We start from the raw sequence: 20,645 nt of genomic DNA, 5'->3' as shown, positions 1-20,645 counted from the left end.
CCTGACTCTAGCCACCCGGCGTCCAAGCGCAAGAGCCGCCTTGACGGCGCCTGCGCCTCTTGCTGAATGGCATCATGACGCCCGTGTTCTTCTATCATCTCGAACGCCACCCGCTCGAAGCCGTGCTGCCGAAGATGCTGTCGACCAGCCTTGAACGCGGCTGGCGGGTCAGCCTCCAGGCGGGCTCAGAAGAACGGGCGGAGGCGCTCGCGGCCATTCTCTGGACGTTCGACGATGACAGCTTCCTGCCGCATGGCACGAAGGCCGATGGGTTCCCCGACCTGCAACCCATCTGGATCACGGACAGTGACGAAAACCCGAATGCCGCGAACGTCCGCTTCTATGTCGATGGCGCCGAGCCAGGCGGCATCGACGGCCTGACGCGCGCCGTCATCCTGTTCGACGGCAACGATGCGGAAGCCCTCGAACGCGCACGTGCCGGGTGGAAGCGTTTCCGCGCCGCCGGACATGAGATCAGCTATTGGCAGCAGGATGAACAGGGACGCTGGCAGAACCGCGCCACCTGAAACACCCGCATCATGCATCGTAGGCTTCCAGCCATTGAGTCTCGAGGTCTTCAAGTTCCGATGACAGCTTCGAGCGCAGCCGCGTGAAGTCTGCAGCCTTCTTGGGTTCCTCGCTGTAGAGGCTGGTGTCACTCAATGCCCGGTCGAGAATGGTGATCTTGTCGCGAATCTCGTTCATCTTCTGGTCGAGCTTCAACAATGTCTTCTGGGTGACGGCGGCTGAGGGACGTGGACCGGAAGGGGGCGGCGGTGCCGAGGCCTTGAGGCTCGCCATGCGTTCGCTCCTGCGGCCTTGGCGGGACTTCTCCAGCACCAGCCGCGTGTAGTCGTCCATGTCACCGTCGAACGGCTTCACTGTGCCATCGTTGACGAGCCACAGATGATCGACGCAGGTCTCGATGATGTGGCGGTCGTGGCTGATGAGGATCACGGCCCCTTCATAGTCGTTGATCGCCATGATCAGCGCCTCGCGGCTATCGACGTCGAGGTGGTTCGTCGGTTCGTCGAGAACCAGGATGTGGGGCGCATGGAACGAGGCGAGGGCAAACAGCAGGCGTGCCTTCTCACCGCCTGAGAGATGGTCGCAGCGCGAGTCCGCAAGGGCGGCTCCGAAGCCATAGGCACCCAGCTTGGCGCGCCGCTTCGATTCCGGGGCGTCTGGCATCAATTCGCTGAAATAGGAGTAGGGCGTGCGGTCGGGCGAGACTTCGTCAAGCTGATGCTGCGCGAAGTAGCCCACGGTCAGACGCGCCGGAGATTTCATTTCGCCCGACATCGGTTCGAGCTTGCCGCACAGCAGCTTGGCGAAGGTCGACTTGCCGTTGCCGTTGGAGCCCAGCAGCGCGATGCGGTCTTCCGTGTCCAGCCTGAGCGTGATGTTCTTCAGGACCGGCTTGTTCTCGGCATAGCCCACGCTCACCTTGTCCCACTTCACCAGTGGCGGGGCGATGGCCTTCTCAGGGTTGGGGAAAAGGAAAGGCGCAACGCGGTTTTCGATAAGCTCCGCGATCGGTTCGAGCTTCGAGAGCGCCTTGAGGCGGCTCTGCGCCTGCCGCGCCTTCGAGGCCTTGTAGCGGAAGCGGTCCACGAACTCCATCATGTGCTTGCGCTGGTCTTCCTGCTTCTTCTTCAGCTTCACGGTGAGGGCCTGCTTCTCGCGGCGCTGCCTTTCGAAGCTGTCGTAGTTGCCCTGATAAAGCGTGAGCTTGCCGTTATCGAGATGCAGGATGTAGCCGACCGCTTCATTGAGGAGATCGCGGTCGTGGCTGATCATCACGATCGTGTGCGGGTAGTCGCGGATGAAGCTGTTGAGCCAGATGGTGCCTTCAAGATCGAGATAGTTGGTCGGTTCGTCGAGCAGCAAAACGTCGGGCCGCGCGAAGAGAGCCGCGGCCAGTGCCACGCGCATCCGCCAGCCGCCAGACAACGCAGAGCATGGCCCGGCTTGCGTCTCGTCCGAAAAGCCGAGTCCGCTGAGGATGGTGGCAGCACGCGAAAGGGCTGAGTGCGCCTCGATGTCCGCAAGCCGCATCTGGATATCGGCAATGCGATGCGGATCCGTGGCGGTCTCGGCTTCCGCCGTGAGCGATGCCAGTTCCTGGTCACCCGCCATCACTGTCTCGAGAAGGCTCTCAGGGCCCCCCGGCGCTTCTTGGGCAACCGTGCCGATGCGGGCATTGCGCGGCAGCGTCACCGAGCCCGATTCCAACTGAAGGTCGCCGAGGATCAGCCGGAACAGCGTGGACTTGCCGACGCCGTTGCGGCCCACGATTCCAACCTTGTGGCCTTCGGGAATGGCGACGGATGCCTCATCCAGCAGAAGCCGGCCACCGATCCGAAATGTAAGTCCATTGATATGCAGCATGATGACCGCGCTTCTAGCTGCGGTGTGGTGTCATGTCACCCGGAAGCTCTGTCATCCAAAACAGTATTGACTAAATTCGTGTTGCACCGCACAAATCGTGAGGGGAACTGAGGAGCGTACATCAGGTGAGAGACGGATATAACGCTAGGGCGGCGTCGGCCGGGCCGGTCGATACTTCCTATCTGGACGAAATCACCATGATGCTGCGTGACCTGCTTCGGCAGGTCATCAAGGTGCGCGAGCCCAGCGTCCTCATGGTGATCGACGAACCGGCAAATGCCCTCGAACTGCCGCACGACCTTATCGAACACGCCTTGCAGGTTAGCGGCATCTGGCTGCAGCTTCTCAATATCGCTGAAGAAAACGCGGCCATGCGCAATCGCCGGCAGATGGAAACGCGCAGCGGCCCGGACCAGGTGCCGGGCTCGTTCTCCAATGCCTTCTCCGTCGTCGCGGCCGCCAACGTCTCCCCGGAAGCCGTGCAGAATGCCCTCGACACGGTGGACGTCCAGCCCACCATCACCGCGCACCCCACCGAAGCCAAGCGCGTCACGGTGCTCGAAATCCACCGTCGCATCTATCTCAAGCTCTATGAGCTTGAAAGCCCGCGCTGGACGCCGCGCGAGCGCACAGGGTTGCTCAAGGCGCTTCGCAACGAAATCGACCTGCTCTGGCTGACGGGCGAAATCCGCCTCGAAAAGCCCACCGTGGAGCAGGAGATCCACTGGGGCCTGCACTTTTTCCGCGAAACCCTGTTCGACCGGACGGGTAGCCTCTGCGACCTTTTGGAGGCAGCCCTTCAGAGACATTATCCCGAAACGCCTTGCCGCGTGAGGCCTCCGCTCCGCTACTCCTCGTGGATCGGCGGGGACCGCGACGGCAATCCCTTCGTCACCGTCGATGTCACGCGCTACGCTTTGAGAGAGAACCGCAACGCCATCGTCAGCCGCCTCGACCAGCGCCTCAACGACCTGGCGCAGCTGATTTCACTCAGTTCGCAGGAAATCGCTTTCCCGCAGAGTTTCATCGACCGGCTGCAGAAGCAGGTGGACCTGAGCGGCAACGCGGAACACGTGAGGAGCCGAAACGAGCACGAGCCATTCCGTCAGTATTTCACGGTGCTCAGGATGCGTCTCGATGCGACCTTCGTCACGGGAAGCAAGGCGACTGGATTTCGCGACACAGCGGAATTGATCGAGGCACTTCTGTCCGCCGAGGAAACCTTGGCGCAGATGCAGTCGGTCCCGCTGGCGTCGAGTCTCATCAGGCCCGTGCGATGGGAGGTCGAGACCTTCGGCTTCCGCTCGATGAGCCTCGATATTCGGCAGAACACGACTGTCATCAACCGCGTGCTGGCTGAGCTCTGGCGCAAGCTGAACCCGCTCAGCGAGAATGAAGTGCCTGTGTCCGACACGCCGGAATGGTCGCAGTGGGTGCAGGGCGAGCTTGACAAGCCGCTGGGCTTCCTGCCGCGCTTTCGTGGCATCTCGGAGGAAGCAACCGAGCTTCTGAACCTTCTTGAACTGATCCGCGAGACGATCGACGGGCCGGACCCGGAGGCGATCGGAACCTTCATCCTGTCCATGACGCAGCATGCCAGCGACGTGCTGGGTCTGTACCTGCTGGCAAAGTACATGGGGCTGTTTGCCGACGAGACCGCTCGCGAAGTCTGCCGCATCCGCGTCGTGCCGTTGTTTGAAACCATCGACGATCTGCGTGCCGCACCTCAGATCATGACCGAGTTGCTTGCTCATCCAGTGGTGAAGGGGTCAATCGCCGCACATGGCGGGCGCCAGGAAGTCATGCTCGGCTATTCGGACTCAAACAAGGATGGCGGCTTCTTCTGCGCCAGCTTCGAGCTGTTCGAAGCGCAGCGCCGGCTGATCCGCATTGGCCGCGACGCCGGGGTTTCGATCAGCTTTTTCCACGGCCGTGGCGGCTCGGTCAGCCGTGGCGGCGCGCCTACGGGCCGGGCCATTGCGGCACAGCCGGCAGGCACCATTGGTGGTCACATGCGCGTCACCGAGCAGGGCGAGGTCGTGTCCTCCAAGTTCGCCAATCGCGGCACCGCGCAGAACAATCTCGAGATCCTTGCCGCGAGCGTCTTCGTTCACACGCTGAAATCGATCGACGAGCCCGAGTTGAAGGTGAACCCCGAGCATCAGAATGCCGTCGAGTGGATTGCCCAGGCCTCGTTCCGCCATTACCGCAAGCTGGCGGAGGATGGCGCGCTCATCGATTATTTCCAGCAGGCCTCGCCTGTCGAGGAACTGGCGAACCTGAAACTTGGCTCGCGCCCCGCGCGGCGCTTTGGCGCCAAGGGCATTGGTGATCTTCGCGCCATTCCGTGGGTCTTCGCGTGGAGCCAGAATCGTCATCTGCTCACCGGCTGGTATGGCCTTGGCTATGCCTTCGATGATTTTCTCATTCCGCGCGGCGGCGAGGGCATGAAGCTGCTGCGTGACATGTTCAACAGGTCGCGTGGCTTCCGGCTGGCAGTCGATGAGGTGGAAAAGTCGTTGTACCTGGCCGACATGGATGTGGCGCAGCAATATGCCGGACTGGTCACGGACCGCACAGCAGCGGAACGCTTGTTCGCGCTCATCCGCCATGAACACAACCGCACGGCCCGGACCATTCTCGAACTGACGGGTGAGAAAAAACTCTGCGAGAGATTTCAGGGACTGCAACGGCGGTTCGAACGCGTGCGCCCGATGGTCGATCAGTCGAACCGCTGGCAGGTGCAGTTGCTGACGGAAACCCGCAGGACGGGCGCCAACGAAAAGCTGATGATGCCGCTGCTGATGACAATGAACTGCGTGGCGACGGGCCTCGGCTGGACGGGCTGACAAACGAAAGCGAGACCGGCTAAGGCACAAGCCTCAACCGATCTCCTTGACCTGTGGCGAACCTTCCAAGAGAGGGGGCGTTTCTGGGAAGGATGCCCCAGGTATTGCGGAGGCCTGCCTCAGTAGCAGACGCGTTCCTTGCTGTACCAGACCTTGACCTTGCCGTTGGCCTTCACCTTCTTGTGCTTGACCTTCACGTAGTGGCAGTCGTCGTCATATCCGTATCCGCCCACATAGACCGGGGCGCCGACGTAGAAACCGGGCGCGACACCGAAGCCGATGTTGAAGTCGATGTTGGTCTTGGCCTGCGCTGCGGGAGCGAGAGCGAGAGTTGCGGCGGCTGCGGCGGTGAGGGCGATGAGAGCGGTGCGAAGCATGGTGTGGTTCCTTGTCCTGGTGTTGCCTCTTCGGTGTCGATCACCGTTGATGGAACCGTTCTATGAAACCCGGACTGAACCCAACCTGAGCTTCGCGTTTATCTGGCGTTCATAATTCCGCCGCGTTTCGGGCAGGCTTTCGCCTCATGCCTTGCCGCCGTTGCCGGTGACTTCGAGGCCATGGCCCAGCGCCTCGCGTTCATCGAAGACGAAGCAGCTTCCCTGCCAAAGGCTCTGCTCGGGAGAAACCGTCTCCAGGTATTTCAGGATGCCGCCCTTCAGGTGATAGACGTTCTCATAGCCTTGCTGCAGCATGAAGCTCGTTGCCTTCTCGCAGCGGATGCCACCGGTGCAGAACATGGCGATTTTGCGCTTCTCGGCTCCCGCCAGATGTTCTCGCACGAAGGCGGGAAATTCTCCGAAGCTTCGGGTCTCCGGATCGATGGCACCAGCGAACGTGCCATGCGCCACCTCGAAGCCGTTGCGTGTGTCTATCACCAACACGTCCGGATCGGAGATGAGCGCGTTCCACTCCGAGGGCTCGACATAGGTGCCGACTTGCCGCGTTGGATCGACGCCAGCAACACCCAGAGTCACGATCTCCTTCTTCAACCGCACCTTCACGCGCAAGAAGGGCATTCCCTCCGCGAAGGACTCCTTGCTTTCGAGATCCTCGAATTCGGGCATGGCGCGAATGAAACGCATCATGGAATCAAGCGCATCCGGCTCGCCTGCAATGGTGCCGTTGATCCCCTCGGCGGCCAGCAGGATGGTGCCCTTGATCCCGTGGATCTTGCACGCCTCAAGCAGCGGTGCGCGAAGCTCCTTGAACGTTGGAAGGGAAACAAACTTGTAGAAAGCGCTGACGGTAATTTTCATGCCGCGGCCCATTTCTCTGCTTCATCTCCGGCACCAATCAGTGCCAGCCCCTTGGCGATCGAGAGGAGCTGCTCGCCGGTATCAATGCGGTCGGCCGGAAAGCGGCGCTCGAACAAGTGGCGCACGGCGGGCACAAAGGATGTGCCGCCCGTGAGGAAAACCCGGTCGATGTCCGCTGGCACGAGCCCAGCCTTGGCAATGGCGTCGTCCGCGGTGCGCCCGATCTTCTCAAGGTCTTCGGCGATCCATTTCTCGAAGTCGGATCGAGAGATCGCGGCCTCGATGTTGACGCCCGACGCATTGAAAGAGAACTCAGCGAGTTCCTGTTCCGAGAGCTTTGCCTTCACCTGCGAGACGGTCCTGTAGAGCTCATAGCTGACACCGCCTTCGATGAGATCGACCAGCGATTGCAATTCAGCGCGCGAACTGCTGTTGCGGGCGAGGTCGCGCAATTCGCGCAGCACTTCCGGGCGCTGCATGAGGCACAGCTCGTTCCATCGTGAGAAGCTTGCAAAATAGTGGATAGGCACGGGAAGCGTCTTTCCCCAGCTCTTGTAGGTCGCGTGCTTGCCCAGCCGCGGCGATACGACATTGTCGATAATGCGATAATCGAAACTGTCGCCGGCAATTCCAATACCGCTGTGTGCAAGCGCCTCGGCGGTCGCTCCCTTGGGCGTTGCCTTGAATCGCAGGATCGAGAAATCGCTGGTGCCGCCGCCAAAATCGCCGACGAGGATCACCGCATCGCGCTTGAGGCCCTGCGCATAGAAATGCGCCGCGGCCACCGGTTCAAGCACATAAGTGATATCGGTAAATCCAAGGACCTTGAGAGCGGTCTCGTAGCGCCGTTGCGCCAGGGCGTCGTCAGGACTCTGCCCGGCAAAGGTCACCGGCCGCCCGATCACGATCCGCTGCGGGAAATCGCGCAGTCCTGAATGCTCGCGCAGGCGGCCAAGAAACGCCTGGAGCAGGTCCTCGAACTTGTACCGTCTGGTGAACACCGCCGTGTCGGTAAACGAGGCGCTGGCTGCGAAGGACTTGAAGGATTGCAGGAAGCGCGTGTCCTCGGGCGAGTCGATGAAATCCTGTATCGCCCAGGGACCGGCTTCCGCGAGAGGCAAGCCACCTGGCTTCGGGCTGCGCCGGAACGACAGTGTCGTGCGCGCGGCCTCAAGCAATTGGCCGTCGCGCGCGAAGCGATGAACACACGCGCCGTTCCCATCGGGGAAGGCCAGGACCGTGTTGGTCGTGCCGAAATCGACGCCAATGACATTCATGATGATTTCTGGTGTTTTTCCACAGCGACGCGGCCTTTAGACGGCTTTTGCCCCGCTGTCTTCGCCCTATTGGTGTTGCCTCTTGCTCTGGAACGGTTTTTCCAGTCTATTCTTTGGCATAACGCCAACACAGGGAGAGAATTAAATGGCGATTTCCAAACGTGTGCTTCTGGCCGCTGCGGCCTTGTTGACTTTCGTGGTTCCCGCCTCTGCCGCCAACATGATCGGCAATTGCGAGGTGACGGGCGAGAAGGGCTCGATTCCCATCGCCAGTCCCGCCAAGGCAGGCCAACTCACCGTCGAGGTGTCGCTTCCCTCGCCGATCTGGTGGAACGGCGATACGCCCGAGGCCATCAAGGACGGCATGGAATATTGCATGGCGGCGGAAATCGCCTGGCGCGCCGGCTACGACAAGCTCGAAGTGGTGAACGTCGGCTGGGATGCGCTGATCACGGGCCAGACCGAGGGCTTCGACCTCGCCATGTCGCAGATCTCGATCACCGAGGAACGCAAGAAGGTGCATGACTTCTCCGTGTCCTATTTCAGTTCCGACATCGGCGTGCTGTCGCGCACCGACGCGCCGATCGACGAGAAGACGATCAAGTCGGCGAAGGTCGGCGTTCAGCAGGCAACAACCGGCGCAGCCTTCGCCCAGGACACGCTCGGCCTGACGGACGTGCAGGTTTACCCCGACCAGGGCGACATGTTCACGGCTCTGCGCGCGGGTCAGATCGATGCGGCCATGACCGATACCTCGATCGTTCTGGCTGAGCAGGTTGCCAATTCAGACAAGGTCAAGGTTGTCGGCCAGTACAAGACGGGTGAGGCCTATGGCGCCATCTATCCGAAGGGCAACGCCAACAACGCGACCATCGACAAGATCATGCAGTCGATGATCGATGACGGGACCATCGGCAAGCTGGGCGCCAAGTACCTGGCCGCAGCCTGGGGCGCGGACCCGGCCGCCGTCCCCTATTTCACTCCCTGATCTGATCAAGCCCCCGCCGCCGCAAGGTGGCGGGGGATTGCCTCACCGTGACATCTCCCAAGACTTCTCCCAAGACTTCGTCTCTTCGCCAGCGCGCCGACGGCCTCGCGGTTGTTGCCTTGCTGTTCGTGTTTCTGTGTCTGCTCGGAACGTTCGGCGCCACCAATCTGGTGCGGGCATCGCTTGAACATCTGGGCGCGATGAGTGGCGTGTGGCAGGCCGTACTGTGGGTCGCTCTCATCGCCACCGCGCTGTTGCTCTGGCCGGCGCTCCGGGCCTTGAGCGGCGCCGCGAAGGCGCGTGCAGCACTCAGTGCCGGCGACATTGTCGAAGCCCGCATCCAGACAGCCGCATCGCGCGAGCAGAGCTGGATCACCTTCGGATGGGGTGCCTTCGCGATGATCGCGATGGGCCTCGTCAGCTTCGTGATGATGAACGACGTGGCCGTGGGAAAGACCTTTTTCCTGTTGCCGCTGATGCAGGAGAAATGGTGGCAGGTCACCAAGCAGTTCTTCATCAACAACATCTTCATCTTTATCTTCGCCGAGATCTTCGTTCTGATCTGGGGACTGGTGGTCGCGCTGGCGCGGCTGATGCCCGGCCCCGCTGGCCAGCCGATCCGCGCGCTCGCCATTCTCTATTGCGACATCTTCCGCGGCCTTCCCGCCATCGTGACACTCTATCTCATCGGCTTCGGCATTCCAACGTCGGGCTTGCCCGACCTGATCGTTCCGCACATCGTTGGGCTCTTTGTCGACTTGTCGTCCATGTCGGTGGCCGAAGCGCGGTCGGCAACCCGTATTCCCGTCAGCTGGTGGTGCATCCTCGCCCTCACGCTCACCTATGGCGCCTATGTCGCCGAGGTCTATCGCTCCGGCATCGAGAGCATTCACTGGAGCCAGGTGTCGGCGGCGCGCTCTCTCGGCCTCTCCTACATGCAGACCATGCGCTACGTGGTGGTGCCGCAGGCCGTGCGGCGTATCATGGCGCCGCTGCTCAATGACTTCATCGGCCTCCAGAAGGATACGGCCCTTGTGCAGGTGGTTGGCGTCATCGATGCCTTCAACCAGTCGCGCATCATCGCGTCCAATGCCTTCAACCTCTCCGCCGTGACCATTGTGGCCATCCTCTTCGTGCTGATCACCATCCCCCAGGCCCGTTTCGTCGACCGCCTTATCGACCGCGACAATGCCCGCATGCGGGCAGGGGGCTGAGATGGCATTTCTCGAAATCAGGAACGTCGAGAAGGAGTTCGGCCCCGTGAAGGTTCTGCGCGGGGTGAACCTCAATGTGAACGAGCATCAGGTCGTTTGCCTCATCGGCCCCTCGGGCTGCGGCAAGTCCACGCTTCTCCGCTGCATCAATGGCCTGGAAAAGATCCAGGGCGGCGAGATCAGGCTGATGGACGACCGCGTGTCCGGTCCCGGCATCGATCTCAACCGTCTGCGGCAGAACGTCGGCATCGTCTTCCAGAGCTTCAATCTGTTTCCTCACATGAGCGTGCTGGAGAACGTGACGCTCGCCCCCACCAAGGTCCTGAAACTCGACCAGACCGAAGCCGAAGACCGCGCCATGGTGCTTCTCAAGCGCATCGGTCTTGAGGCCAAGGCGCGGGAGTATCCCGACCGTCTCTCGGGCGGCCAGCAGCAGCGCGTGGCGATCGTCCGCGCTCTTGCCATGGAGCCCAAGGTGATGCTCCTCGACGAGATCACGTCGGCGCTTGACCCTGAACTGGTGTCCGAGGTTCTGAACATCGTGCGCGATCTGGCGAAGCAAGGGATGACCATGCTGCTGGCGACGCATGAAATGGGATTCGCCAAGGAAGTCGCCTCGAAGGTCTGCTTTCTCTATGAGGGCGTGGTCCACGAGGAAGGCCCGCCCGCGCAGATCTTCGGCGACCCGAAGGAGGAACGCACCCGCGCCTTTCTCAAGCGGATCATCGAGGCAGGGCGGCTCTAGCCTAGCCGTGGTGGCGTTCATTCACGTTTCATCAGCCAGGCCCGGCTAACCTGTGAAGCATGACAGAAGTGCCGCGCATCGCCGTCCTCACCGTTCCAACCGATCACTCCTGGATCCTCATCAACGCCCTTGTTGAACGCTTCGGTCCGGTCAGCGTGCTGGCCGAGGAGCGGCATGGAAAGCTCGCGCTGATCCGCAGGCGGATGCGGCGGCAGGGCGTTCTCACCGTTCTCGGGCAGATCGGCTTTGTCATGCTGCAGAAATTCATCGACCGCAGGCAGGCTCCGCGCATCGCGGAGATCGTCAAGGACCTCGCTCTCGACACGGCGCCCAATCCGGCTCGCCATGTCTATGAAATCGGCTCGGTCAATTCCATGGCCTGCCGCGCGGCCCTCGCCATGATCTCACCGCACGTGGTCGTGGTGGCCGGAACGCGCATCATCGGCAGGCAGACCCTCGAGTCGATCGGCGTACCGGTGATCAATGTCCACATGGGATGGAATCCCCGCTACCGGGGCCAGGCAGGTGGCTACTGGGCTCTTGCGCAAGGCGATCCGGATCATGCGGGCGTCACGGCGCATCTTGTGGATGACGGAGTCGATACGGGCGCGGTTCTTTATCGCGAGCGATTCGCCGCCACGCCGCAGGACAGTTTCGGAACCTACTTTTACCTGCAGGCCGGTATCGGCCGCAGCGTGTTGATCCGATCCGTCGAGGATGCATTGGCAGGCCGGCTCAAGCCGGTCGCGGCCGACGGTCCATCGCGGGAATTCTTTCACCCGACGCTCTGGTCATACCTCTGGACCGCGCTTCGGCGCGGCATCTGGTGACGAATTGCGGCCACAGTCGGCCGCGGCGGCTGTGTCGTCTTAAGTAACTGGTTTCATTGTCAGCTTCCGTTCAGGCTTGTGGCGCGGCTGCACGATTGCCCCTTAATTCCGCCACGCTGGACCGGGATAAGCCGCAACTGGAACAGCGGGGCGCGCGTTGGGCTCGCTCACTTGAAGGGAACGGAGTGCCGGAATGAAACTTTCTCCATTGCATGCAAGTCTGGTTGCGTTGGCGCTGTTTGGCGCGGTGACCACCAGCCACGCGGCGAAGACGGGTATTCCCGGTTCGATTGTCGTCGCCCAGGCGGATGACAACGGGACAGGTGGCGATGCCGCCATCCAGAAGTTCCTTGCCGGCGGCAGGAACCTCTCGAAGCTCGACGAAGGCCGTCTGCAGCAGCGCCTGAATCGTGCTCAGCGGCTGAAGAAGACCCCGAACCTGTCGGCTGATCTGTCGTCCCAGCTCGACCAGGAAATTTCCCAGATCAATACCGAATTGGCCAGCCGCAAGCAGGCGGGCGGCACCCAGACCCAGGCGGAATCCGGCAATGCCGGAAGCCAGCCTGCCGCAGAAAACACCTCCGGCGGCAAGAAGAACCAGCAGCAGGCCGGGACCTCTGCCGGTTCGGCTGACATCGACAGCTTCCTCAAGTCGGTTCAGCCGGTGTCCGGCTTGAACGACAAAGACCTCCGCACCCAGATGCGCAAGGCAGCCGAGCTCTCGAGAACCCAAGGCATTTCCGGCCCGCAGCGCAAGCAGCTGCGGGAGGTCGTACGCGAGAGCCGCGCTGAAATGCAGAAGCGCGGCGGCGGTAACGGCAACGGCAACGGCCAGCAGCAGGGCGCCAAGAAGCAGAACGGCACTGCATCGCAGGATGCAGCGGGGGGCAAGAAGAAGGCTCAGCAAACAGCCGATGGTGCCCAGGGCAATGGCGACGTGGGCAGCTTCCTCGGTTCGGCTCGGCCGGTCGCCGGCCTGAACGACAAGGACCTTCGCAGCCAGATGCGCAAGGCCGCCCAGCTCTCGAAGGCGCAGGGCGTTTCGCCTGAACAGCGCAAGCAGCTTCGCGACATCGTGCGCGAAGGCCGCGCCGAGATGGATCGCCGCAAGACTGGCGGCACGGCTCAGCAGGGCGGCACCGGCCAGACGGGCAATCAGCAGCAGACGGGCGAGGCGAACCAGCCGGCCGGAGACGCCAAGGTCGATCAGGCCTCGGAGCAGAAGGCCCGCGCACTTCTCACGGAGAGCGCACCGGCCAACATGGACAAGGCGGCGCGCCGCAAGCGCGTCGATTCGATGCGCGAGCTTCTCGCCTCGGATCAACTCTCTCCCGCGACCAAGAACGAATTGCGCCAGAGGCTTGCCACCGAGCGCGATGTGCTGCGCGGTGGCAATGGTGACACCACCAACGTGGTCGTCAACAACAATACGGTGATCAACAATACGGATGTGAAGGTGGTGATCAACGACCGCCGTCCGGGCCGCGACCTGCGTGACGAAGAGCTGCATCGCCGCATCAATGTGTTCAGCGTGGTGATCAACGACAACAGTTACAACGAGGCCGAGCGCCGCCGCTGGCGCCTTGCCCTCGAGCAGGACCGCCTGGTGCTGCGTGACCGCCTGATCGCCCAGCGCCGGGTGCGCGAGGCGCGCCTCCGCTCCGACGACATCGACATCAACATCGATCTGGGTCTCGTCTTCCGTCCCGGCCGTCCACTGCCGCCGCGCTATGTCTATGCGGCTGAAGCCGAGGAGCAGGAACTGGTGGAAGCATTGGCCGCACCGCCGCGCCGCGCCATCGAGCGCCGCTATTCGATGGCCGAGGTCGAGTCCGATCCGGGCCTGCGCGATGCGGTCTCGCGGATCGAGATCGACACCGTCAATTTCGGCTTCGGCGAGGGCTTCCTGCGTGAGGAAGAGGTCGATAACCTCGACCGCATTGCCGAGATCATGGAAAAGATACTGACCGAAAGCCCGGGCGAGGTCTTCATGATCGAGGGCCACACCGACGCGGTGGGCACCGAGGGCGCCAACCTGCAGCTCTCGCGCCAGCGCGCCGACGCGGTGAAGGAAGCGCTCACCACCTACTACGTCATCCCCGAGGAGAACCTCGAAACCGCGGGCTTCGGCGAGCGCTACCTCAAGATCCCCACGCCCGAGCCGGAAGTCGAGAACCGCCGCGTCTCGATTGCCCGCATCACGCCGCTGGTGGGCGCGCTCGAATAGACCTCTCTCGCAACTGCGAGAGCTTGCCTTGGAGCCGGGCCGCCGCTATACGGCGGCCCGAACCATTTCACAGACTGCAACCCGAGGAATTCCATGGCCATCGAACGCACCTTCTCGATCATCAAGCCCGACGCGACCCGCCGCAACCTCACGGGCGCCATCAACGCCAAGATCGAGGCCGCTGGCCTCCGCATCGTCGGCCAGAAGCGTGTCAAGTGGGGCAAGTCCGAGGCCGAGGCCTTCTACGCCGTCCACAAGGCGCGTCCCTTCTTCAACGACCTCGTCGGCTTCATGATGTCGGGCCCGATCGTCGTCCAGGTGCTCGAAGGCGAGAACGCCGTCGCCAAGTACCGCGACGTGATGGGCGCCACCAACCCGGCCAATGCGGCCGAAGGCACCATTCGCAAGACCTTCGCACTTTCGATCGGCGAGAATTCGGTACACGGCTCGGACGCGCCGGAAACCGCCGCCGAGGAAATCGCATACTGGTTCTCCGGCACCGAGATCGTCGGCTGAAGCTTACCTGAATCGCCACTTGAAGAAGCGGGCACAGATGAATCGATACATGAGGAAGGCCGGCGTCATTGCCGGCCTTTTTGTTTGAATCTTTACAATAGCGTGAAGCCGTTGAATCAGTTTGTGCGCGGGTGTGAATCGGCATGGCCGGTTTTGCCTGCAAGCAGCTGAAATGAATCGCCAAATTTACCGCGCAAAGAGGTGGAGCCGAGATGTTCTCAAGGGAGAAGTTGAACTACCAGCCGGTTCCGCTGCCAGATCGCATGAACTTCGGGGGACCTGAAATGGCTTCGCGCGCCGCAGAATTTCTCGCCTTTATGCGCAAGCGGCACACCGTGCGCGACTTCCTTCCCGAGCCCGTCGACGATGCGGTGATCCGCGATTGCATTGCCGTTGCGGGCGCCGCGCCGTCGGGCGCGAACCACCAGCCCTGGCACTTCGTCGCGATCCGCGACAGCGAAACCAAGCGCAGCATCAGGGCCGCGGCAGAGGAAGAGGAAGTTGCATTTTACGGCGGCGGGGCAGGGGAGGAATGGCTGGCCGCGCTGGCCCCGATCGGCACCGGGCCGCAGAAACCGCACCTTGAAATCGCTCCCTGGCTGATCGTGATCTTCGCCCAGCGGTACGGCGAGTTTTCGGACGGTACGCGCTACAAGAACTACTATGTGCCGGAGAGCGTAGGCATTGCCACCGGCTTTCTGATCGCGGCGCTGCACCACGCCGGACTGTCGGTCCTGACACACACGCCAAACCCGATGAAGTTCCTGAACGGCCTTCTCGGCCGGCCTGCTTCGGAAAAGCCGGTGATGATTCTTGCCGTCGGCAAGGCTTCGCCGGACGCGACCGTGCCTGCCGCGGCGATGATGAAAAAGCCGCTGGACGAAATTCTCACCATCGTCTGAAGGCGCTCAGGCAGGGCAGGCGCTGGCGTCCCGCATCGTGATCTTGCCATCGGCATCGCGGGCGTTGGCGTTCGGCTGATAGGCCGGTCCCGTCACGAGCGGCTCGCGCGGCAGGAATCTCTGGTCGAGATCGGAGACCACCGCCGTCTCCAGCGTCTGGACGACCTTTTCTGCGGCGTCGAAGATCTCGATTTTCACGGCGTATGGCCGGTCCTTTTTCACGCACTCGACATGTGGGCTTTCGATGACGAGCTTGTCTTGCGCGGGGAAGATCTTCCGTTCGGCGACGAGCGTTTCACCGCCTGCCGGATTTTCGAAACGCGCCACATAGCGCATCCCTTCCGGCACCGCCCGCGTGCTATTCAAGGTGACTAGATAGTGCGCATAGGCCAGCCGGTAGTTGAAGACGAATATGCGCCCGTTGACCGAGAAGAACCCCTCGGGCGGACGCTGGCAGCCGGTCATGGCCAACACGATCGCCGCCAAGGCAAGAGCGGTTTTCATCATGGCAGCACCTCCTCCCCGCTCTTGACCCGCCTGTAGTGGCGGCGTGCCTTTTCGCGGTTTCCGCACACAGCCATGTCGCACCACATGCGGCTGCGGTTCTTGCTGCGGTCGATAAACAGCCATCCGCAATGGCCGCAGATTCGCAGCCGGTCCACTGGCGGTTCAGCCGCAAGGCGCAGGGCCGAAAGCGCTGTCTCGGTCTCGAGCGCACTCGCGCTGGCATCGCCCAGCAGCGCCGCGCAATCAGCCAGCAGCCGCGACAGTGAGGCTTGCGTTGCCGCGCCGGTCACAATGCCGCGGAAGTGGAAGTCGATGCTTTCGCGCAGGGCGATGAATTGCGTGCGGGCTGGCCCCCTGAGTGCCGCCAGCGCACCGAAGCGCAACCGCTCGCCGCAATGGCGGTTCGCACCATCCACAAAGCCCTCGAATGTCGCCGCATCGCCGAAGCGGTCGCGGCGGCGATCGTTGTCGTGGCGCATGATAACCGAGTTGGCGACATCGAGTGCCAACAGGCCGCCGGAGAAACGATGCTGGTTCCAGGAAAAACGCATGCACTAAACTAACTGGCGTTTGCAATTTTACCAGTTAGAATATTTGGTCGGCAACGGAGCGCCCGATGGGCTATTTCGCGCAGCAGATCGTCAACGGCATTCATCTGGGTGCGCTCTATGCATTGCTGGCATTCGGCTACGCCATTGCCCATGCGGTGCTGCGCCGTGCGAGCTTTGTCCATGGCGCGCTTTTTGCCTTTTCCGGTCAGGTGGCGATCATCTTCACCGGGCTCGGCTGGCATGCTTTGTGGCTGGTCTATCCCGCGGCGCTGGGCCTCGGCGTCGCGGCGGCGCTCACCTACACGGCGCTTGCCGCGCGCCTGATTGCGGGAACCGTGTTGGAGCCCATACGCCGCGCCGCGCCGAATACCACCATCGCCGCCTCGCTCGGGGTCATGCTGGTGTTGATGGAATCGGTACGCATCGCCACGGCAAGCAGCGTGCCTTGGCTCTCGCCCTTCCTCAACCGCGTCATTGTCCTGGCCGGGGTCGATTTCACCGTCACCACGACGCCGATCAAGCTCATCGAAACATTGATTTCCGCAACAGTGATCGGCCTGGGCGCCTGGTACCTCTCGTCTAGCAAGGCCGGCAGGTTGTGGCGCGCAGTGGCGCAGGACGAAACGGCAGCCGCGCTGATGGGCATCGACGGGCGCAAGGTGTTCATCAATTCCATGCTGTGGGCGGGACTGGTGGCCGGCCTTGCCGGCGTGCTGGCCGCATTCCACTACGGAAACATCGATTTTGGTACGGGCCTGTCATTCGCAGTAAAGGTGTTGTTCATCGCTTCGTTGGGCGGATTGTCGTCGCCGCTTGCCGCGGCCTTCGGTGGTTTGGGGATCGGCTTGTTCGAGACGCTTTGGGACGGGTACTTCCCCGCCGTCTGGCGCGATGCCGCGACCTATTGCGTGCTTTGTGCGTTGCTGGTGCTCACCCGGCGCGCAGTATGACGGGTACCCTAAATCTTGGTCCTGCAATCTAGGTAGTCTTAGGTAGTTTACCTCAATGGACCGTAGTTGCCTGCGCGGGTCACAGTGGAAATTGTTCTAGACGCGAGACACGCGCAATTACCAAGGGGGCCTGAAGTGTTGAGTATCAATTCATCGTTGGCAATTGTGAACAGGGTACAGCCGAATAAGGCGGCCGGTTCGGATGCTGGAAATAAACCCAAGGCCGGGCCTGCCGCACCTGTCGGTCAATCGATTCCTCGCGGCGCAGTGCCTTCTGCGTTTAGTGTGACGACACCTGACGGCAAGACCATGATGCTTGAAGAGGCGCTGCGCACGTCGAGCCCATATGTCAGCAAGACAAAGCAAGGCGATCTGGTCTTTTTTGCCCCGGCTACCGGCGCCACGACCAAAAACAGCAGTTTCACGCGCTCCGAGTTGCGCGAAACAAATGCCGCAGGCAAGCTGAAAAACTGGAACCCTTATGTCGGCACTCATGTCCTTGAAGGACAGGCCGCAGTTCGCACGGTAGCATCAGGAAAACGGGTCACGCTCGCGCAGATTCATGCCATCGACAATACAAATCCGCCGATCAAGCTGATGTACCGGACCGACAGGCAGGGCGGCCCGCAGCTTTACGCGGAGTATCGGGCCACCAAGGGGTCCAAATTTGTGAGCCACAAGCTATTGGAAAATCTGCCGCTGGGTGGGAAATTCTCCTACCGAATTTCCGTAACCAACGGGAATGCCGAAGTTGTCGCTGAAAGCGGCGGCAGAAAAAACGTCTTGCAGTTTGTAGTGGATGGCACCTGGAGCGCAAATCCGTTCTACTTCAAGGCGGGAGCATACAACACCGGTACAGATGCAACCGGCACAGGAGCCTCCACCGTGGTTCATTCCGGCATCAGGGCATATCACGTCTGAGCACGGGGTGGATTAGGGCATCGGTAACGCGATCCGCTTGCCGCCGCCTTCGGTGGTTTGGGGATTGGCTTGTTCGAGACGCTTTGGGACGGGTACTTCCCCGCCGTCTGGCGCGATGCCGCGACCTATTGCGTGCTTTGCGCGTTGCTGGTTCACACCCGGCGCGACAATCGGTCGTGAACCAGTTTGACATCTTATAATTGACACACAACTGTCTTGCGGCGATTGTCGAGCGATGATGAAACCGGAAAAAATCTACACCACCGGCGAGCTCATTGCCGATGGCGTCATACATGCGCTCGGCATTGTGTCGAGCCTTGTTGCGGTCACGGCGTTGTTGTGGTTCGCTCTGCCACGCGCCGATGCGCCGACCGGTACGGCGTTGATAATCTACAGCGTCGCCATGGTCCTGATGTTCACTGCATCGGCGGCCTACCACATGATTCCGCACATGCACTGGAAGCCGGCACTCAAGCGCTGGGACCAGGCCGCGATCTTCCTGAAGATCGCCGGCACCTACACGCCGCTGGTCATGCTTTTGGGAAGCATGTTCGCCTATGTGGTGCTGACGGGCGTGTGGGTTGCAGCGCTCATCGGCGCAACAGGAAAACTCGCCTTCCGCAAACGCTTTGACAGCATTTCGCTTGCGATCTACCTGCCGCTTGGATGGGCAAGCCTCTTGCTGGCATGGCCGATCTTCAAGACGCTGCCGCTGGCCGCTTCCATATTGGTATTGGCAGGCGGCGTTCTCTACACAATTGGCGTTATCTTCCATGTCTGGGAAAAGCTGAAGTTCCAGAACGCCATCTGGCACGCTTTCGTGCTCGCAGCCGCCAGCTGCCACTTTGCTGCCGTCGCCAGCGCATCCTTCGCGGCGATTGCCTGATTTTCGATCTTGCCGCCCCGTTGGTTCACGCATACCGTAACGGTACTTATCGGGCTTCGGGGGCTTCCATGTATTCAAGAACGGCTTTGGCTGCGTATCTTTTCGTGTGCGTTTCGGCGCCTTTTTCCATGGCTGCTCCCAAAATGGGAGTTGCGGTCACGCCTCCCGGCAATCTGCTGGTGCTGGTGCAGTTGACTGGCAACAATGTGACCGAGATCGGCTATCCCGGCGGATATTTCCGCAAGGTAGGCAAGCGGCGCTGGGTGGAATCGAGCACTGAAGGGACGTTCGAGTTCGTCGAGGAAGCGCGCGGCGAGACGACAGTGATGCTCTACGACGCATCGCGCGACGTCTATATCCAACTCGACATCGCCAACAAGGAAGTGCTTTACGGCGAAGGCGGCGGCGAACAGTTTCGTCTGCTGTACCGCATCACCCGGCTGGAAGGCGCAGGCGCGCCGCCAAGCGCGGGCGGCGGCGCCAAGGTCGCAGCCAATTGCCGTTCCGTCGGCAAGCTGCGCTCACAAAATTCAGATGTCCCGATCAGCGTGACTTTTCGCAACAAGACCAACAGCATGCGCTCGGTCATGTGGATCAATTTCGAAGGCCAGCCGGAAAACTACGCCGACCTGCAGCCCGGACAGAAAATCACGATCGACACTTACGTCACGCATCCCTGGATGATGACCGACGGCCCCGGAAATTGCGCCGAGGTTTTCATGCCGAAGCAGGGCGTCAAGCGCTTCGACATCACCGCGGCAGACCCGGGCGGCGGGGACTAGTCTTCCCGCTTTTTCCAGCGCCCCGTTGCCGCGTCGTCGGCAACGCGGGCATCGACCCATTGCGACGCGCTGCCGTCGACAGTGTGCTGCTTTTTCCAGAAAGGGGCGCGCGTCTTCAAAAAATCCATGAGGAAACTCGCCGCCTCGAATGCGGCGTGCCTGTGCCGTGAAGCCGCGACAACCAGCACGATGTTGCCGCCCGGCTTGATCCTGCCATGCCGGTGGATGACGACAAGCCCGTCAAGAGTCCAGCGCTGCGCCGCCTCATCCGCGATCCTGCGGATCTCCGCTTCCGCCATACCGGGATAGTGCTCGAGTTCCAGTGCCGCCAGCGTTCCGCCTTCGTCGCGGCAAAGGCCGGTGAAGGTCACGACCGCACCGATATCCGTCCGGCCCGCCGTCAGCGCCGCGATCTCGGCCGCGATGTCGAAATCGTCGGCCTCGATGCGCACGACCGGCTGCATTTCAGCCACCCGTCATTGGCGGGAACAGCGCGATCTCGCGCGCACCGCCGATCGGCGTATTGCGGTCGTCGACATGTTCGTGGTTGATGGCGACGCGCACGATGCTGTCATGCTCCAGTGCGCTGGCATATTCCTCGCCACGCGATTTCAGCCATTCGAGAAGGCCGGCTATTGTTGTGACGTCACCCGGCAGCGTCACTTCCTCCTCGCCATGCCCGATTCGCTCCCTGATCCAGGCAAAATATACGAGCTTCATCGGCTCACTCCATCACATGCTTCAGGCCGGCACGGAAATAGTCATACCCGGTATAAAGGGTGATGATTGCCGCGATCCAGAGCAGGACGATTCCCACCTGCGTGGTGTAGGGCACGATCTTGTCGCCGGCGGG

Annotated in this window: 21 protein-coding genes and 1 pseudogene; 13 read left to right on the top strand and 9 right to left on the bottom strand. The window is 61.7% G+C overall.

All coding sequences use genetic code 11. The annotated features are described in order from the left end of the window. Window positions 1-74 precede the first annotated feature (74 nt). A complete protein-coding gene (locus ACEW8Q_RS03225) occupies window positions 75-527 on the top strand; it encodes a DNA polymerase III subunit chi (protein ID WP_373502613.1) in 453 nt (150 codons plus the stop codon). A 10-nt stretch (window positions 528-537) separates the two neighbouring features. Here ACEW8Q_RS03225 and ACEW8Q_RS03220 read toward each other — a convergent pair whose 3' ends face one another. Beyond that, window positions 538-2,391: an ABC-F family ATP-binding cassette domain-containing protein gene (locus ACEW8Q_RS03220; protein ID WP_373502612.1), complete on the bottom strand. Its 1,854-nt coding sequence runs from the start codon at window positions 2,389-2,391 to the stop codon at window positions 538-540. A gap of 125 nt (window positions 2,392-2,516) precedes the next feature. On the opposite strand from ACEW8Q_RS03220, the gene ACEW8Q_RS03215 reads away from it, so the two are divergent. Next, complete coding sequence (locus tag ACEW8Q_RS03215) at window positions 2,517-5,240, top strand: phosphoenolpyruvate carboxylase (RefSeq protein WP_373502611.1); 2,724 nt, start codon at window positions 2,517-2,519, stop codon at window positions 5,238-5,240. A gap of 119 nt (window positions 5,241-5,359) precedes the next feature. On the opposite strand, the gene ACEW8Q_RS03210 is transcribed toward ACEW8Q_RS03215, so the two are convergent. The 3 genes from ACEW8Q_RS03210 to ACEW8Q_RS03200 all read right to left on the bottom strand — a co-directional run bounded on the left by ACEW8Q_RS03210 (window position 5,360) and on the right by ACEW8Q_RS03200 (window position 7,773). Further along, window positions 5,360-5,617, bottom strand: a complete 258-nt coding sequence (locus tag ACEW8Q_RS03210) for a hypothetical protein (protein ID WP_373502610.1) — start codon at window positions 5,615-5,617, stop codon at window positions 5,360-5,362. 144 nt (window positions 5,618-5,761) lie between these two features. Next, the gene (locus ACEW8Q_RS03205) at window positions 5,762-6,508 is read right to left on the bottom strand and encodes a rhodanese-related sulfurtransferase (RefSeq protein WP_373502609.1); all 747 of its coding nucleotides are present in this window, start codon (window positions 6,506-6,508) and stop codon (window positions 5,762-5,764) included. Continuing rightward, entirely contained in the window at window positions 6,493-7,773 is a 1,281-nt protein-coding gene (locus ACEW8Q_RS03200) for an Hsp70 family protein (RefSeq protein ID WP_373502608.1), read from the bottom strand. Before ACEW8Q_RS03200 ends, ACEW8Q_RS03205 begins: the two co-directional genes overlap by 16 nt. Before the next feature lie 145 nt (window positions 7,774-7,918). Here ACEW8Q_RS03200 and ACEW8Q_RS03195 point away from each other — a divergent pair, with 145 nt between their 5' ends. The 7 genes from ACEW8Q_RS03195 (at window position 7,919) to ACEW8Q_RS03165 (ending at window position 15,195) form a co-directional block, all read left to right on the top strand. After that, window positions 7,919-8,761, top strand: a complete 843-nt coding sequence (locus ACEW8Q_RS03195; protein ID WP_373502607.1) for an ABC transporter substrate-binding protein — start codon at window positions 7,919-7,921, stop codon at window positions 8,759-8,761. Window positions 8,762-8,808: 47 nt separating this feature from the next. After that, on the top strand, window positions 8,809-9,975 hold the full coding sequence (locus ACEW8Q_RS03190) for an amino acid ABC transporter permease (RefSeq protein WP_373502606.1): 1,167 nt from the start codon (window positions 8,809-8,811) through the stop codon (window positions 9,973-9,975). 1 nt (window position 9,976) lies between these two features. Next, window positions 9,977-10,720, top strand: coding sequence for an amino acid ABC transporter ATP-binding protein (locus ACEW8Q_RS03185; RefSeq protein ID WP_373502605.1), 744 nt, complete (start codon window positions 9,977-9,979; stop codon window positions 10,718-10,720). A 59-nt stretch (window positions 10,721-10,779) separates the two neighbouring features. Beyond that, window positions 10,780-11,550: a formyl transferase gene (locus tag ACEW8Q_RS03180; protein WP_373502604.1), complete on the top strand. Its 771-nt coding sequence runs from the start codon at window positions 10,780-10,782 to the stop codon at window positions 11,548-11,550. A gap of 193 nt (window positions 11,551-11,743) precedes the next feature. Beyond that, entirely contained in the window at window positions 11,744-13,777 is a 2,034-nt protein-coding gene (locus ACEW8Q_RS03175) for an OmpA family protein (protein ID WP_373502603.1), read from the top strand. A gap of 93 nt (window positions 13,778-13,870) precedes the next feature. Beyond that, window positions 13,871-14,293, top strand: a complete 423-nt coding sequence (gene ndk / locus ACEW8Q_RS03170; RefSeq protein WP_373502602.1) for a nucleoside-diphosphate kinase — start codon at window positions 13,871-13,873, stop codon at window positions 14,291-14,293. Window positions 14,294-14,577: 284 nt separating this feature from the next. After that, window positions 14,578-15,195, top strand: coding sequence for a nitroreductase family protein (locus tag ACEW8Q_RS03165; protein ID WP_373502601.1), 618 nt, complete (start codon window positions 14,578-14,580; stop codon window positions 15,193-15,195). Between the two features lie 6 nt (window positions 15,196-15,201). On the opposite strand, the gene ACEW8Q_RS03160 is transcribed toward ACEW8Q_RS03165, so the two are convergent. Both ACEW8Q_RS03160 and ACEW8Q_RS03155 read right to left on the bottom strand, forming a co-directional pair. Continuing rightward, window positions 15,202-15,702 (bottom strand): hypothetical protein, encoded by a 501-nt coding sequence (locus tag ACEW8Q_RS03160; RefSeq protein WP_373502600.1) that lies wholly within the window; start codon window positions 15,700-15,702, stop codon window positions 15,202-15,204. Then, on the bottom strand, window positions 15,699-16,253 hold the full coding sequence (locus ACEW8Q_RS03155) for a CGNR zinc finger domain-containing protein (protein ID WP_373502599.1): 555 nt from the start codon (window positions 16,251-16,253) through the stop codon (window positions 15,699-15,701). The genes ACEW8Q_RS03160 and ACEW8Q_RS03155 overlap by 4 nt, the downstream gene beginning before the upstream one ends. Window positions 16,254-16,318: 65 nt before the next feature. Here ACEW8Q_RS03155 and ACEW8Q_RS03150 point away from each other — a divergent pair, with 65 nt between their 5' ends. From ACEW8Q_RS03150 to ACEW8Q_RS03135, 4 genes are all read left to right on the top strand, one after another. Further along, the gene (locus tag ACEW8Q_RS03150; protein ID WP_373502598.1) at window positions 16,319-17,203 is read left to right on the top strand and encodes a branched-chain amino acid ABC transporter permease; all 885 of its coding nucleotides are present in this window, start codon (window positions 16,319-16,321) and stop codon (window positions 17,201-17,203) included. A gap of 138 nt (window positions 17,204-17,341) precedes the next feature. Continuing rightward, a complete protein-coding gene (locus ACEW8Q_RS03145; RefSeq protein WP_373502597.1) occupies window positions 17,342-18,124 on the top strand; it encodes a polysaccharide lyase family 7 protein in 783 nt (260 codons plus the stop codon). Window positions 18,125-18,359: 235 nt separating this feature from the next. Further along, entirely contained in the window at window positions 18,360-19,010 is a 651-nt protein-coding gene (locus ACEW8Q_RS03140; protein WP_373502596.1) for a hemolysin III family protein, read from the top strand. Window positions 19,011-19,114: 104 nt separating this feature from the next. Further along, on the top strand, window positions 19,115-19,792 hold the full coding sequence (locus tag ACEW8Q_RS03135; RefSeq protein ID WP_373502595.1) for a hypothetical protein: 678 nt from the start codon (window positions 19,115-19,117) through the stop codon (window positions 19,790-19,792). Here ACEW8Q_RS03135 and ACEW8Q_RS03130 read toward each other — a convergent pair. From ACEW8Q_RS03130 to ACEW8Q_RS03120, 3 genes and pseudogenes are all read right to left on the bottom strand, one after another. After that, window positions 19,789-20,256 (bottom strand): molybdenum cofactor biosynthesis protein MoaE, encoded by a 468-nt coding sequence (locus ACEW8Q_RS03130; RefSeq protein WP_373502594.1) that lies wholly within the window; start codon window positions 20,254-20,256, stop codon window positions 19,789-19,791. The genes ACEW8Q_RS03135 and ACEW8Q_RS03130 overlap by 4 nt on opposite strands. 1 nt (window position 20,257) lies before the next feature. After that, window positions 20,258-20,512, bottom strand: coding sequence for a molybdopterin converting factor subunit 1 (gene moaD, locus ACEW8Q_RS03125; protein ID WP_373502593.1), 255 nt, complete (start codon window positions 20,510-20,512; stop codon window positions 20,258-20,260). A gap of 4 nt (window positions 20,513-20,516) precedes the next feature. Then, a pseudogene (locus ACEW8Q_RS03120) lies at window positions 20,517-20,645 on the bottom strand (CDP-diacylglycerol--glycerol-3-phosphate 3-phosphatidyltransferase); the annotation flags it as partial.

It is taken from the genome of Aestuariivirga sp. (assembly GCF_041738905.1).
Lineage (GTDB): Bacteria > Pseudomonadota > Alphaproteobacteria > Rhizobiales > Aestuariivirgaceae > Aestuariivirga.
This window is presented reverse-complemented; position numbering and strand designations above follow the sequence as displayed.

Bases quoted from the DNA above. Each gene is read 5' to 3' on its own strand.
- ACEW8Q_RS03200 (WP_373502608.1), bottom strand. From the start codon at position 7,773: ATGAATGTCATTGGCGTCGATTTCGGCACGACCAACACGGTCCTGGCC.
- ACEW8Q_RS03140 (WP_373502596.1), top strand. From the start codon at position 18,360: ATGATGAAACCGGAAAAAATCTACACCACCGGCGAGCTCATTGCCGAT.
- ACEW8Q_RS03225 (WP_373502613.1), top strand. From the start codon at position 75: ATGACGCCCGTGTTCTTCTATCATCTCGAACGCCACCCGCTCGAAGCC.
- ACEW8Q_RS03210 (WP_373502610.1), bottom strand. From the start codon at position 5,617: ATGCTTCGCACCGCTCTCATCGCCCTCACCGCCGCAGCCGCCGCAACT.
- ACEW8Q_RS03220 (WP_373502612.1), bottom strand. From the start codon at position 2,391: ATGCTGCATATCAATGGACTTACATTTCGGATCGGTGGCCGGCTTCTG.
- ACEW8Q_RS03160 (WP_373502600.1), bottom strand. From the start codon at position 15,702: ATGATGAAAACCGCTCTTGCCTTGGCGGCGATCGTGTTGGCCATGACC.
- ACEW8Q_RS03175 (WP_373502603.1), top strand. From the start codon at position 11,744: ATGAAACTTTCTCCATTGCATGCAAGTCTGGTTGCGTTGGCGCTGTTT.
- ACEW8Q_RS03195 (WP_373502607.1), top strand. From the start codon at position 7,919: ATGGCGATTTCCAAACGTGTGCTTCTGGCCGCTGCGGCCTTGTTGACT.
- ACEW8Q_RS03185 (WP_373502605.1), top strand. From the start codon at position 9,977: ATGGCATTTCTCGAAATCAGGAACGTCGAGAAGGAGTTCGGCCCCGTG.
- ACEW8Q_RS03130 (WP_373502594.1), bottom strand. From the start codon at position 20,256: ATGCAGCCGGTCGTGCGCATCGAGGCCGACGATTTCGACATCGCGGCC.
- ACEW8Q_RS03150 (WP_373502598.1), top strand. From the start codon at position 16,319: ATGGGCTATTTCGCGCAGCAGATCGTCAACGGCATTCATCTGGGTGCG.
- moaD (WP_373502593.1), bottom strand. From the start codon at position 20,512: ATGAAGCTCGTATATTTTGCCTGGATCAGGGAGCGAATCGGGCATGGC.
- ACEW8Q_RS03180 (WP_373502604.1), top strand. From the start codon at position 10,780: ATGACAGAAGTGCCGCGCATCGCCGTCCTCACCGTTCCAACCGATCAC.
- ACEW8Q_RS03155 (WP_373502599.1), bottom strand. From the start codon at position 16,253: ATGCGTTTTTCCTGGAACCAGCATCGTTTCTCCGGCGGCCTGTTGGCA.
- ACEW8Q_RS03165 (WP_373502601.1), top strand. From the start codon at position 14,578: ATGGCTTCGCGCGCCGCAGAATTTCTCGCCTTTATGCGCAAGCGGCAC.
- ndk (WP_373502602.1), top strand. From the start codon at position 13,871: ATGGCCATCGAACGCACCTTCTCGATCATCAAGCCCGACGCGACCCGC.
- ACEW8Q_RS03205 (WP_373502609.1), bottom strand. From the start codon at position 6,508: ATGGGCCGCGGCATGAAAATTACCGTCAGCGCTTTCTACAAGTTTGTT.